This is a genomic window from Pseudomonas sp. XK-1, assembly GCF_038069885.1.
In the GTDB taxonomy this organism is placed as follows: Bacteria; Pseudomonadota; Gammaproteobacteria; order Pseudomonadales; family Pseudomonadaceae; genus Aquipseudomonas.
Map to the genome: position 1 here is coordinate 59238 of NZ_JBBPES010000004.1, position 13489 is coordinate 72726.

The 13489-nt window shown below is 65.7% G+C and carries 12 protein-coding genes and 1 riboswitch; all 12 genes read right to left on the reverse strand.

Annotated features, from left to right (window positions below; all coding sequences use genetic code 11):
* Positions 1–52 precede the first annotated feature (52 nt).
* Positions 53–778: an adenosylcobinamide-GDP ribazoletransferase gene (locus tag WMW70_RS11245; RefSeq protein WP_341437600.1), complete on the reverse strand. Its 726-nt coding sequence runs from the start codon at positions 776–778 to the stop codon at positions 53–55.
* On the reverse strand, positions 775–1350 hold the full coding sequence (gene cobC / locus WMW70_RS11250) for an alpha-ribazole phosphatase family protein (protein WP_341437601.1): 576 nt from the start codon (positions 1348–1350) through the stop codon (positions 775–777). The genes WMW70_RS11245 and cobC overlap by 4 nt, the downstream gene beginning before the upstream one ends.
* On the reverse strand, positions 1347–2402 hold the full coding sequence (cobT, locus tag WMW70_RS11255) for a nicotinate-nucleotide--dimethylbenzimidazole phosphoribosyltransferase (protein ID WP_341437602.1): 1056 nt from the start codon (positions 2400–2402) through the stop codon (positions 1347–1349). The genes cobC and cobT overlap by 4 nt, the downstream gene beginning before the upstream one ends.
* On the reverse strand, positions 2399–2920 hold the full coding sequence (gene cobU / locus WMW70_RS11260; protein ID WP_341437603.1) for a bifunctional adenosylcobinamide kinase/adenosylcobinamide-phosphate guanylyltransferase: 522 nt from the start codon (positions 2918–2920) through the stop codon (positions 2399–2401). Before cobU ends, cobT begins: the two co-directional genes overlap by 4 nt.
* Before the next feature lie 86 nt (positions 2921–3006).
* Positions 3007–4470, reverse strand: coding sequence for a cobyric acid synthase (locus WMW70_RS11265; RefSeq protein WP_341437604.1), 1464 nt, complete (start codon positions 4468–4470; stop codon positions 3007–3009).
* Complete coding sequence (gene cobD / locus WMW70_RS11270; protein ID WP_341437605.1) at positions 4467–5474, reverse strand: threonine-phosphate decarboxylase CobD; 1008 nt, start codon at positions 5472–5474, stop codon at positions 4467–4469. Before cobD ends, WMW70_RS11265 begins: the two co-directional genes overlap by 4 nt.
* Positions 5467–6375, reverse strand: coding sequence for an adenosylcobinamide-phosphate synthase CbiB (gene cbiB / locus WMW70_RS11275; RefSeq protein WP_341437606.1), 909 nt, complete (start codon positions 6373–6375; stop codon positions 5467–5469). Before cbiB ends, cobD begins: the two co-directional genes overlap by 8 nt.
* Complete coding sequence (gene bluB, locus WMW70_RS11280; protein WP_341437607.1) at positions 6372–7019, reverse strand: 5,6-dimethylbenzimidazole synthase; 648 nt, start codon at positions 7017–7019, stop codon at positions 6372–6374. The genes cbiB and bluB overlap by 4 nt, the downstream gene beginning before the upstream one ends.
* Entirely contained in the window at positions 7019–8368 is a 1350-nt protein-coding gene (locus WMW70_RS11285) for a cobyrinate a,c-diamide synthase (protein WP_341437609.1), read from the reverse strand. Before WMW70_RS11285 ends, bluB begins: the two co-directional genes overlap by 1 nt.
* A complete protein-coding gene (locus WMW70_RS11290; protein ID WP_341437610.1) occupies positions 8365–8934 on the reverse strand; it encodes a hypothetical protein in 570 nt (189 codons plus the stop codon). The genes WMW70_RS11285 and WMW70_RS11290 overlap by 4 nt, the downstream gene beginning before the upstream one ends.
* 48 nt (positions 8935–8982) lie before the next feature.
* On the reverse strand, positions 8983–10851 hold the full coding sequence (gene btuB / locus WMW70_RS11295) for a TonB-dependent vitamin B12 receptor (RefSeq protein WP_341437611.1): 1869 nt from the start codon (positions 10849–10851) through the stop codon (positions 8983–8985).
* Between the two features lie 120 nt (positions 10852–10971).
* Positions 10972–11372, reverse strand: a riboswitch (cobalamin riboswitch).
* A 73-nt stretch (positions 11373–11445) separates the two neighbouring features.
* The gene (locus WMW70_RS11300; protein ID WP_341437612.1) at positions 11446–13482 is read right to left on the reverse strand and encodes an LTA synthase family protein; all 2037 of its coding nucleotides are present in this window, start codon (positions 13480–13482) and stop codon (positions 11446–11448) included.
* Positions 13483–13489 lie beyond the last annotated feature (7 nt).

The following is a 13489-nucleotide window of genomic DNA, read 5'->3' on the forward strand; positions in this document are numbered from 1 at the left end:
CGGGAGCCGTGCCGAGAAAATCTACTCGGAGACAACCTCGCCGTCCCAATGCTTAACAGGCCAGGGCCACCAGCACCGCGCATTCGGCTATTTCCAGCAACGCCCCAGCGGTATCGCCGGTGGTACCGCCCAGGCGCTTAAGCATCAAGACACGCAAGTAGAAAAACACAGTGCCGGCCACCAGCACGGCAAGCAAACCCGGCCAGCCGAACAGCAGTATGAGCCCAACGTTGGCGGCCAGCACCCAGGGCAGCTGCCGGCGCGGCAGATGTTCGGCCAGAGCCTGGCCCAGACCGCCGGCACGCACATAGGGGGTGGTGATAAACAGCAGCGGCGGCAGACAGCGGGCCAGCCAGGGCACCACTACCAGCAATAACCCCGAGTCGTTTTCCAGCAGAGCTACCAGGGCGGCGAACTTGAGCAATAGCAGCAGCACCAGCATCACCACCGCAATCGGCCCACTGCGCGGGTCTTTCATGATGGCCAGGGTGCGCTCTTTATCGCCAAAGCCGCCGACCCAGGCATCGGCGCTGTCGGCCAGACCATCCAGATGCAGGCCGCCACTGATGCCCACCCACAAGGTCAGCAGCAGTGCCGCCTGCAGCAGCACCGCGCTATCGCCCAACAGTTGCTGCGCGGCGAGCAGCAGCAGGCCGATCACCAGGCCCACCAGCGGATAGAACAGCAGCGAGCGCCCGACCTGCTCAGGGGTCGGCATGCCGGCCAGGGTCACCGGCAGGCGGGTGAGAAATTGCAGGGCAATCCACCAGGCCGTCATGCCAACTCCCTGAGTTCACCCTGTTGATCCAGGCACAGTTGAAAGCGCTCGGCATGGCCCACCGCCACCTGCAACAGGTCGTTGCGCGGCAAGCCACGGGCGCGGGCCAGCAACAGGCGGATCACTCCGCCATGGGTCACCAGCAGCAAGCGCTGGCCGCTATGGCGCGCCTGCAAACGCTGTAATGCGCCCAATATCCGCGCCTCGAAGGCCAGCAGCGGTTCGCCTTCGGGCGGAGTGAAGCCATAGGGATCGCTCCAGAAACGGCCGAGCTCTGCGGCACTGGTCTGCATCAGCTCGGCCGTATTGCAGCCTTCCCACACGCCGAAATGCAGCTCCTGCAGGTCCGGCTCCAGGCTGAGCGGCACGCCGTGTTGCGCCGCCAGCTCTTCGGCAAAGCGAGCACAGCGCTGCAAGGGTGAGCTGATCAGCCGATCCCAGGGGCCGGCCTCGGCTACCGCGGCGCGCAGCTGCGCCCAGCCGGTTTCAGTCAGGGCATCATCCAGGCTGCCGCGCAGGCCGCCGCCCAGCTCGGTTTCACCGTGGCGCAGCAGTTCCAGATAGACCGTCATGCAGGGCGTTCGGCTACCGCCGCCTCGGCAAAGGTGGCCATGTCATTGTGCAGGCTGCAGGCCAGTTGCAGCAGCGGCACGGCCAGGGCCGCCCCACTGCCCTCGCCCAGGCGCAGGCCCAGGTCGAGCAGCGGTTCGGCCTGCAGCGCCTTGAGCACCCGCTGATGACCGGGCTCGGCACCGCTGTGGGCAAACAGCAGCCACTCGCGGCAATCCGGATTCAGCTGTACTGCCAGCAAGGCGGCAACGCTGCAGATATAACCATCCACCAGGGCGGTGACGCCCTGCTGGGCGCAAGCCAGATAGGCACCACTCAGCGCGGCAATCTCGAAACCGCCGAGGCGTTGCAGAATGTCGATGGGTTCGCTGATCGCCGGACGGTGCAGCTCCAGGGCAGCCTCGATCACCTCGGCCTTATGGGCCACACCCGCGCGGTCCAGACCGGTGCCAGGGCCGACCAGTTCCTGCGCCGGACACTCCAGCAGCAGGCAGGCCATGGCCGTGGCGGCGGTGGTGTTGCCGATGCCCATCTCGCCGCCGATAAACAGCTGGCTGCCGGCTTCACGGGCGCGCTGCACGCTGGCCTGGCCAGCCTCCAGGGCCAGCAGCAACTGCGCGGCGGTCATCGCCGGGCCCTGGGCGAAGTTCGCCGTGCCCGCGCCGATATGCAGATGACGCACGCCGCGTAGCGGCTCCAACGGCAGCGCGGTACCCAGGTCGATGACTTCAAGCGTCGCGCCCAGCTGTCTGGCCAACACGCTGATCGCCGCGCCGCCGCCGACGAAGTTGCGCAACATCTGCCCGGTAACCGCCTGGGGGAACGCCGATACGCCTTCGGCAACCACGCCATGGTCGCCGGCAAAGATGCTGATCCACAGCTGCTCGACCTGCGGCCGTTGACTGCCCTGCATGGCCGCCAGGTCGATGGCCAACTGCTCCAGCTGGCCGAGGGAGCCGGCCGGTTTGGTCAGTTCGAGCTGACGCGCCTGGGCCTTGCTGCGTGCGGGCATATCCAGCGCCAGACAGCCCTGTTGCCACCATTGCTCACTCATAGCGCATCCCCCTTGAGAACCATCGGCAAACCCGCCACGGTAAACACCACGCGCTCACAGCGCTCGGCCAGGGCCTGATGCAGCCAGCCCGCCTCGTCGACATAACGCCGGGTCAACTCACCCAGCGGCACCACACCCAGGCCGGTTTCATTGCTGACCAGCAGAACTCGCCCCGGCAGGCCGCTCACAGAGTCCAGCAGCGCATCGCGCTCGGCACTCAGCCGCGCCGGGTCATCCAGCATTAACAGATTGGTCAGCCACAGGGTCAGACAATCGACCAGCAGACACTTATCGGCTGCGGCCTGCTCACGCAGTACCTGGGCCAGGGCCAAGGGTTCTTCCACCAGCCCCCAATGCGCTGGGCGGCGTTCGCGGTGATGTTGAATGCGCTCATTCATCTCGCCATCCAGCGCCTGGCTGGTGGCGATATAGGTCACCGCCAGGCCGGATTCGGCCGCCAGGCGCTCGGCCAGGCGGCTTTTGCCGGAGCGGGCACCGCCGAGAATCAGTTCATGCATGGTTCACCTTTTCTCCCGGGGTGGATGTCGTTTTTTTACCTCCACCATCACGCCGCAAATGGTGGATCGATAAAGCGTGATCCACCCTACAGGCCACATAACGTTCGCAGTTTTGCGGTATCCAGATGCGCCTCGACCAGATCGGCCAGACGCTCGATATCGCGCTCACGCAAGGCGTGGTAATCCACCTGCTGTACCTCGCGCAGGCCAGCCCAGCGCAGCAAGGCGCTGCACGCCTGCGGGGTCTCGAACAAACCATGCAGATAGGTGCCGAGCACCTGACCATCAGCGCTTATGCCACCATCGGCGCGGCCATCGTCGAGTCGCACCGCCGCGTTCAAACCTGTGCCCGAGCTGACCCCGGCATGAATCTCGTAACCGCTGACCGGCGCATTTTCCAGGCACAGCTGGCCGCGCACATTGCGCAGCTGCTTCTCCGGCTCCAGCACGGTCGTGAAATCCAGCAGCCCCAGCCCCGGGCTAGCACCCGCCGCGCCTTCCAGGCCATGGGGGTCGTCGATCTTGGTGCCGAGCATCTGCAGCCCGCCGCAGATGCCCAGCAGCTTGCCGCCATAACGCAGGTGCCTGGCGATGGCCGCCGGCCAGCCTTGCTCGCGCAGAAAAGCCAGATCGCTGCGCACGCTTTTCGAGCCGGGCAGGATGATCAGGTCGGCCGCGGGAATCGTCTGACCGGGGCCGACAAAGCACAGTTCGACCTGAGGATGCAGGCGCAGCGGGTCGAAATCGGTGTGGTTGCTGATCCGTGGCAATACCGGCACCACCACCTTGATCCGCTCAGCCGCCTTGGCGCTCTGGCGGGTGTCGATGGCGTCCTCGGCTTCCAGGTGGAAATCCATCAGGTAGGGCAATACGCCGAGTACCGGCTTGCCGGTGCGCTGCTCCAGCCAATCCAGCCCCGGTTGCAACAGGGCGATATCGCCGCGAAAACGGTTGATCACAAAGCCCTGCACCCGCGCCTGCTCGCTCTCGGAGAGCAACGCCAGGGTGCCGACCAGATGAGCGAATACCCCGCCCTTGTCGATGTCGGCAATCAGGATCACCGGACAGTCCACCGCCTCGGCAAAGCCCATATTGGCGATATCGCCGGCGCGCAGATTGATTTCCGCCGGGGAACCGGCACCCTCCACCATCACCACCGGGTAGGCCGCGCTCAGGCGCTGGTGCGACTGCAACACCGCCTGCAGCGCCACCTTCTTGTAATCGTGATAGGCCACTGCATCCATGCTGCTGAGGGCGCGACCGTGGATGATCACCTGGGCACCGGTGTCGCTATTGGGCTTGAGCAGCACCGGGTTCATATCGGTGTGCGGTGCCAGCCCGGCGGCCTGAGCCTGCACCGCCTGGGCGCGGCCGATTTCGCCACCGTCGGCGGTGACCGCGCTATTGAGCGCCATATTCTGCGGTTTGAACGGCACCACGCTAACGCCCTGGCGCTTGAGCCAGCGGCATAGCGCGGTTACCAGGGTGCTTTTGCCGGCATCCGAAGTGGTGCCCTGCACCATCAATGTGGCCCGCAATCGAGAGCTCATTGGCACTCCATAGCGAAGGCTTCCAGACCCAATTGCAAACGCTGCCACCCAGCTTCATCCGCCGGCAGCCCAAAACGCAGGCTCAGTGGGCTGGTAAACAGCCGAGTGAGGATGCCTTGCGCAGCGAGAAACTCGTGCAGCTCGGCAGCACTCGGCGTGCAACAGAACTGAAAGAGCGCGCAACCGCCAGTCGGCGGCAGCCCCTGGACGCTGAGCAGCGTGGCCAGGCGCTCGCCATCGGCCAACAGTCGCTCACGCTGCAAACGCTGGCCAACGTAGTCCTGCAGCAGCGCGGTGGCCACCACCCGGCTCGGCCCGCTGACGGTCCAGGGCCCAAGCAGCTCGGCCAACCATTCCAGTACGGCCGGTTGGGCCAGAACAAAACCCAGGCGGATACCGGCCAGGCCGAAGAATTTGCCAAACGAACGCAATACGATCAGCCCGGGTCGATCACTAAAGCCCGCCAAGCTGTGCTCAGGGGTGCAATCGATAAAGGCTTCATCCACGATGAGCCAGCCGCCGCGTTCGGCCAGGCGAGCGCGCCACTGTAGCAGGCGCTGGGGCTCGATACGTCGTCCGGTAGGGTTATTGGGGTTGACCAGCAGCAGCACATCCAGGCGCTCAAGCGCCCGTTCGATACCGCCTTCACTGAGTTCCAGCAGGCGATGGCCTTCGCGCTGCCAGGCTGCAGCGTGCTCGGCATAGGCCGGCGAAACGATGCCGACCCTGGCATTGCGCAGCAGACGCGGCAGCGCCTGAATCGCCGCCTGGGAGCCGGCCACCGGCAGCAGATTGCTCACTCCGTAGTAATCACGGGCGGCGACTTCCAGGCCATCCTGCTGCTCGGGCAGGCGCGCCCAGGCGCTGGCGGGAATCGCCGGTAGCGGCCAACCGTAAGGCGCGATGCCGGTGGACAGGTCCAGCCAATCCGCCAGGGCAATGCCATAATTCAGGGACGCCGCGCGCAGACGGCCGCCGTGCTCAAGCCCGCCCGGCTTAAACATAGAAAGCGCCCCACACCAGCAGCAGCGCCAGCCACAACAGCACGCCGCCATACACCAGATTGAGCGCCCGTTCGATATCCCGCGCCCTGGGTTGCGGCCCCGCACCCAGCTCGGGGCGCTGATGCAGCTCGCCGTGATATTCCGCCGCGCCGCCCAGGCTGACGCCCAGTGCCCCAGCGCCTGCCGCCATCACCGGGCCGGCATTGGGGCTGTCCCACAGCGGTGCCTGGGTGCGCCAGCAGCGCAGCGCCAGGGCGGTTTTGCCCAGCAGCGCGTAGGTCAGGGCGACCAACCGCGCAGGCAGGTAATTAAGGCCATCGTCGATCTTCGCCGCGGCCCAGCCGAAGCGTTCGAAGCGTGCATTGCGATAGCCCCACATGGCGTCCAGGGTATTGCTCAGGCGATACAGCACCACCCCCGGCGCACCGGCAATAACAAACCAGAACAGCGCGGCGAACACCGCGTCACTGCCGTTTTCCAGCACCGACTCGCTGCCGGCGCGGGCCACGCCCGTGGCGTCCAGCTGCGCGGTATTGCGGCTGACCATATAACCGACCCGCTCGCGGGCCAGACGCAGATCGCCCAGGCGCAGCGCCTGGGCCACCGGCAGGGCATGCTCGCCCAGGCTGCGCAGCCCGAGGGCCGCATAGAGCGCGAGAATCTCCACCGCCCAACCCAGCCCGCTGATCTGGCTCAGCAGCCAGGTCAACAGGGTCAGCGGCAACACCGCCAGGCACCAGGCGCTGACGCCATGGCTACGCCAGCCGCCGCCCGCCGGATTGAAACGCTGCTCGATACGCTCGGCCAGACGTCCGAAGGCCACCAGCGGATGCCAGCCCCTGGACTCGCCAAACAGCGCATCCAGGGCGACCCCGGCGCAGGTGCTGAACACCAGGCTCATGCTGTGCCCCATTGGTTCTCGAAGAGCAATTCGCTGAGCGGCCGTGGCTCGGCCCAGCCCTCCTGCACCAGCATTGGCGCGTCATAAAACTGCGTGACTGGCCCCAGGCACAGCACCGCCAGGGGTTTGCTGCCGGCCGGCATACCGAGCAGATCCGCCAGGGCCTGGGGCTCGAACAGCGATACCCAGCCCATGCCCAAACCCTCGGCGCGGGCGGCCAGCCAGAAGTTCTGAATCGCGCAAGACAAGGACGCCAGGTCCATTTCCGGCAAGGTGCGGCGGCCAAACACATGGGCCTCGCGGCCGTCCATCAGGGCCACCACCAGCAGCTCGGCGCAGTCGCGAATGCCCTCGACTTTCAGCCGCATAAATTCATCGCTGCGCTCGCCCAAGGCCTCGGCGGTGCGCCCCCGCTCCTCCTCCACCAGGCCGTGAATCGCCTCACGCAAGGCCGGGCGAGTGATGCGGATAAACCGCCAGGGTTGCATCAGGCCGACGCTGGGGGCCTGGTGCGCGGCTTCGAGCAGGCGCGCGAGTACCTCGGGAGCCACCTCGCCGCCGCTGAAATGGCGCATATCGCGGCGTTCGGCGATGGCGCGGTACACCGCGGCACGCTCCTCGGGACTAAAGGCCTGCTCGTTCATCAAGGCTCACCGGGTAGAAACAGCGCGGCCGCCGCGCGCGGCGCGGACGGCAGATAAAAATGGATATAGGACGCGGTCAACCGGCCAATACGATAAACCGCTTCGGCCGTGCGCCTGTAGTTGGGGCACTCGCCCCGAGCGATGGGCTCCAGGGCGCTGCTCAGGGCCGAGTGGTGGAAAGTATGGCCGCGCAGGCTGCCTTCCGGCAATTCCACTTGCTGCAGGGCCAGGGCCACCAGGCGCGGTTGCAGGCTCGCCTGCCCCGGAAGCAAACCGAGCATGGCGGCGCTGCCCCCCTGCTGGTCGGTCAGTTGCTCGAGCAGATAGAGCATGCCGCCGCACTCGGCATGGATCGGCTTGCCGGCCGCATGGTGGGCGCGAATCGCCTGCACCATGGCCTGGTTGGCGCTCAGTTGCGCCAGGTGCAATTCGGGGTAGCCGCCGGGCAGGTAGAGGCTATCCACTGCGGGTAGCCGGCTGTCATTCAAGGGCGAGAAGAACTGCAATTCGGCCCCCAACGCCTCCAGCAAATCCAGGTTGGCCTGGTAGAGAAAGGCGAAGGCGCTGTCGCGGGCGACGCCGATACGCACACCGGCCAACAAGCGCGCGGGCCTGGCCTGCTCGGACGCGGCAAAGCTGACTGGCGGCGGCAGGCTGGTATCGGCGCTGGCCGCCAGGGCATCGGCGGCGGCATCCAGGCGCGCATCCAGGTCGGCGACTTCGCCAGCCTGGATCAGGCCCAGGTGGCGGCTCGGCAACTGCACCTCGGCGCTGCGCGGCAACGCGCCATACCAGCGAATCGAGGCCGGCAAGGCATCGCGCAATATCTCGCCATGCCGGGTGCTGCCGACCCGGTTGCCGAGCACCCCGGAAAACGGCAGGTCCGCCTGGAAGGTCGCCAGGCCATGGGCCATGGCCCCGAAGGTCTGGGCCATCGCCGAAGCATCGATCACCGCCAGCACCGGTACACCGAAGTGCCGAGCCAGATCGGCCGCCGACGGCGTGCCATCGAACAGGCCCATTACCCCTTCGATCAGAATCAGGTCGGCCTCCCCCGCCGCCTGCCAGAGCAGCCGCCGGCTCTCCGCCTCGCCGACCATCCACAGATCCAGCTGGTACACCGGCGCGCCGCAGGCCTGGGCCAGCACCATGGGATCGAGAAAATCCGGGCCGCACTTGAATACCCGCACGCGCTTGCCCTGGCGCGTATGCAGGCGCGCAAGGGCGGCGGTCACCGTGGTCTTGCCATGGCCCGAGGCCGGGGCTGCGATCAGCAGCGCCGGACAGTGGCGAGCGCCCGGCCGCTCTCCGGGCGTGGCGCAATCCACCGCAGCGCCCGCCCCACTCATTGGCCCGCGACCCGCCGCGGGGCGAACGAGCAGGCCCGCGCGGCGCTATAGAGCAGCGCGGTCAGCCCGACATACAGAGCCAGGCTGCCCAGATAACGCGGGTAGTACAGGCCGATACGCTCGGCCAGCAGGGCCAGGGTCGGTTCGGGGTAACGCCCGGAGAAGTACAGGAAGCCGCCGCCGGAGAACAGGTAGCAGACCAGGGCGCTGACCGCGACCGTTGCCGCCAGCACCGCCAGGCTGCTCGCCCGGTCACGCTGCCAGCCCGCGTACAGACGACCGCCCAGCCACAGCGAGGCGTAGGCCGGCAGCAGCATCCAGTAGGCCGGCGACATGCACCAGGCGCTGACGCCCGCCCACTGGATGGCGGCGAAGTCCAGCAATGAGGCCTCGACAAACAGCCCGGCAAATACCCAGCGCGGCTTGAGCAGTACCCCGGCAAGGAAGAACACCGCCCAGGAGGCGCTGGGCAGGTTCAGGGTGGCGAAATGCTGACCGCGGGTCATGGCCATCAGCAGCGCCAGGGCCAGGCCGATCAGCAACTGAGTACGGGGTGTCAGGTTCATCCATTTATCTCCAGGTAAACAACTGAGGGGCACCGGGCGTAGCGCCTGTTAGAGCGCCTGATAACGCACCGTCAGATAGACCGCCTGGCCGGGCTGGTTGAAGCCTTCGGCGGTCTGGTAATCGGCATCCAGCAGGTTGGCCAGCCGCGTTTGCAGACGCCACTCGCGGTTCAGCCGGTACTCGCCACGCAGGTCCAGGGTGGCGAAGCCGGCCAGCTCAAGCTGGTTCTCCAGGTCGTCGTAGGTCGAGTTCTGCGCATGCAGGCTGGTGCCGACGCTGAAGTCGCCAAAGGCGCGATCGATGTCCAGGTTGAACAGCTGACTCGGCCGGCGGTTGAGTTCCTTGCCGTAATAGGGAATGCCAGTGCGGCTCGAGCGCGCTGAGCGATTCTCGGCGTCCATCAGCGTGTAGTTGGCGTTCCATTGCCAGCCGAACAGCTCGCTGCCGACCAGCAGTTCGAGGCCGCGAATACGCGCCTGGTCGACGCCCTGGGCCTGGCTGATGCCGTTGACCCGCACCGTCGCGATCAGATTATCGATCTCCGTGCGATAGGCGTTCACCGCCCAGTGGCCCCAAGCGTGCCGCCCGGCCAGACCGAGCTCCAGACTTTGCGACTCTTCGGCCTGCAAGTCCGGGTTACCGAAGCCGGGGTAATACAGTTGGTTGAAGGTTGGTGCCTTGAATGCCGTGCCGTAGCTGGCGGTCAGCCGCAAAGCCTCACTCAGGGCATAGCCCCAGGCGATATTGCCGGTGTCGTGGCGACCGAACTGTTCGTTGTCGTCTTGGCGCAGGGACAGCTGCCAGTCCTGCGCCCCGTGCTGACCAAGGTACTGGACGAAAGCGCCCTGGTTGTCGCGACTTTCCAGGGCATAGGCGACAGTGCCGTTGACCTCGTCACGCTGATAATCGGCTCCCAGGATCAGGCTGTGGCCGTCGGCCAGGTTCAGATCGTTCTGCCAGCTGAGGCTGTCGCGGCGGCTGTCGAAGCGCGAGTTGAACGCATCGTCCTGATAATGATCGGCCTTGTCTTCGCTGCGCCCGGCCTGCAGGGTCACCTGCCAGGGCTCCAGCGGGGCAAAACGCGCCCGCCCACCGACGACACTCTGCACACCGTCGGAGTTGGCGGAAAAGCCACTGGTGCGTTTGCTGTTGACCTGGTCGTAGTCGCTGTGGGACTTGCTGCGCAGCAGGTTGCCGTCGAGCTCCAGGCCATTGTCGAAGCGATAGCCGCCGCTCAGCGTCCCGGATAGGCTGCGAAAGCCGTCGGCATCGTTTTCATAACCGCTGGCACCGATCTGCTTGACGTTGATGCCGTCAGTATCCAGGCCGCTGAGGCCGAGGCTGTACCAGCCCTGCTGACCGCCGCCGGTCACGCCGGCGCTGCCGCTGTAACTGTCATGGGTGCCGTAGCCGGCGGAGAAGAACGGCTTGGCCCCCTCGCCGTCGCCCTTGCGGGTGAAGATCTGGATAACCCCGCCGATGGCTTCCGAGCCATACAGGCTGGAGCGCGGCCCGCGCACCACCTCGACCCGCTCGATCAGCTCCAGCGGCAGGTCCTGCAGGGCCGCGCCGCCGGAGGACACCGAACCGACCCGCAGGCCGTCGATCAGCACCAGTACATGGTTGGCGTTGCTGCCGCGCATATACAGGGCGGTGTTCTTGCCCGGGCCGCCGTTGTTGCTGAAGGACACCCCCGGCACTTTCTGCAACAGCTCGGGCAGGGACGCCGCCTGGCTCTGCTCGATCTGCGCGCGGTCGAATACCGTGACCGCCGCCAGACTCTCCTGGACGGTTTGCGCGGTACGGGTGGCGGTTACCAGTTGATCTTGCAACTCGGTGGGACTGGCGGCATGGGCCAGGGGATAACAACCCATAGCGCACAGCAGCGCCATCGGCTTCAACAGGGACTTACTCATCGCGTCGTATGCTCCGTCGCACTCACCCGGGCGACCAAGGCTGGGAAAGGCACACGGAGAACGAAGACGCACAAGCGCCGCAGAGGCGACAGCCCATACGCCAGACAACGCCCTCCGCGATGCCATGGACTGCAGCAGGCCGGTCTCCGGGCTTACGAGCGGCGAACTGAGGACTCAGATCGCGACCAGACACACCTTCCCATGCAAGGAGCCTGTCGGGCTTGACCGTTCGTAGCGAGGGAAAGTCCGGTTCGAGTGAGTTTTGTTGATCTTTCGAGGCGAATAGCTAGCTATTTAACGAGAAAGAGCGACAAAAATGGCCGAATCCGGCTTTTCCGCAGCAGAACAGTGTTAAGTCCGACAGGCTCCTGAAGCACAGTGGTTGAAAAAGCGCTGGTTTGACTCGTCTACCGTTGCGGGGGCAGCGTCGGAATTGCTGGCGTGAAGCGCAGCGCACCGACTTCCCTGTTTCACCCCTCGCACGCCGAAACGTGGGGGGCACCTATTGCAAGCCGCGCAGGGTAGAGGCTTGGCGCGCCCAGGTCAAACCGCGCAGCCCATCCAGCGCAGCGCGGAACCTGGGTGGGCGCTGCCTTATTTGCGCACGTTCTGATAGAGCATCAGGCGCGAGGTTTCGTGCAGGCCACGGGTCAGCGCCAGCAGGCGCTGGTATTCGGCGGGATGTTGCGCAGCGACGTTGTCCAGCGGCGTCAGGGACGCCAGATCGTGCAGCGACGGCTTACTGCCGTCATGCTGCATCTGCAGGAGGAAATTGCGGGTTACCCCGCCTATCAGCGGGAAGCTGCCCTCGCGCAGCACCAGGGGCACCATCCGCTCGCCTTCCGTGGCCGGCTGCTGGATATCGCGGCCCATGGCACCGTTGCGAAAGCTCATGCCGGTCATGCCCAGTACCGTGGGCAACAGGTCGACCAGGCCCACGGCTTCCTCGACCCGCCGCGGCTCGAGCAGCTTGGGGGCATGGATCAGCAGGGGTACCTGATTGCCGTCCAGGCCCAGTTTGACCAGCGCCGGCGGCATATGCGGCACCTGGCTGATACGGGTGTTGTGGTCACCAAACATGACGAAGATGGTGTTGTCATACCAGCCGCTGGCCTGGGCGATTTCCATCAGGCGACCAATATTGAAGTCCAACAGGCGTACCGCGTTGTACTGCGCCACGCTGCGCGAACCGGCGCTCTGGGCCTGTTCCAAGGATATCTCATGCACCTCGAAGCCGTCGTTATCCTTGGGAATGGTAAAGGGGCGATGGTTGCCGGCGGTCTGGATATAGGCGAAGAAGGGCTTGTCCTTGGGCAGGTCGCGCAGCAGGCGGTCGCTTTCCTTGAACAGATCGAGGTCGGAGATGCCCCAGACATCGGCCAGCGGCGAGTTCCAGTGGCGCTCGTCGTAGAGCCGAACGCCATCGATGCTCTGGCGGATCAGCGCATTCATATTGGCCCAGCCGGAGTTGCCGCCGATCATGTAGAGCTTTTCGTAGCGCTGCAGCGCATTGACCAGGCTGTGCTGGCGGGTGATCAGCGGATTGCGCGTCGAGGTTTCATGCCGCGAAACGTCGGGCACGCCGGAAATGCTCGCCCATACGGTTTTGGCCGTGCCGGTCACCGGCACATAGAAATTCTCGAAGAACCAGCTCTGCTTGGCCAGGCGATCGATATTCGGCGTGGGATTGAGCGGATTGCCATAGGCCCCCACCGCCGTGGTGCCGAGGGACTCGAGCATGACGAAGACCACATTCGGCGGCTGCTTGCCGGTCAGCGCGTAAGGCTGCGGGCCCTGCTCGCGGATAAAGCTCAGCTGCTCGACATCAGCCTGCTCGACGCCCAGGTACTGGCTGACCACCCCGTAGTGGGCGGCCACCTGCTCGAGGTCATAGGGCTGCTGCGGCACCCTGAAGGTGTCGTAGAGAAAGATCACCGGATTCAGGCCGAGGGCCGCCACCTGGTTGTCGCCGGAAAAGAAGGCGTCGCTCCAACGCAGCGGTACCGGGTTTTCCAGATTGATGTTGTCGACTCGCCCGAGGATGCCGAGGAACACCAGCACCACCATCAGTGTGCTGCCCCAGGTCAGTGACCAGCGGCTGATGGGTTTGGCCGGGCGATCCAGGGTAATGCGCTCCAGACGCAGCAGCAGCCACCAGGTCAGCGCGCTGGTGGCGAGCCAGCCCAGGCTGATCCAGATCACCGGGTAGGTCTGCCAGACCATATCGGTGGAGATCTGCGCATCGCCGAGAAAACGCAGCACCGTGGCGTTGATGCGCACGCCGAGGTAGGCGTAATGACCGAAGTCGAAGATATACACCAGCACCACCGCGCCCACGGCCAGGGCCAGGTAGAGCCGGCTCAGCCAGCGCAACGCCCGGCTGCGGGTCAGGTTGTACACCGGCAACCAGGCCAGCAGCGCCACCGGCAGCATCAGCAGGATGGCCAGACGCAGGTCGAAGCGCAGGCCGATGCCGAGGGTTTGCGGCACCGCCGCGACCTCGCTCAGGGCACTCCCATCGAAGCCGGAGAAGCCCAGAAAAAACAGCCCACGCAGGGCCGCCAGCAAGACAAAAAGTATCGCTATAGCGCCCAACCAGTAATGCAAGCGGCGCGATTGCAACCAACCCATGATGCGG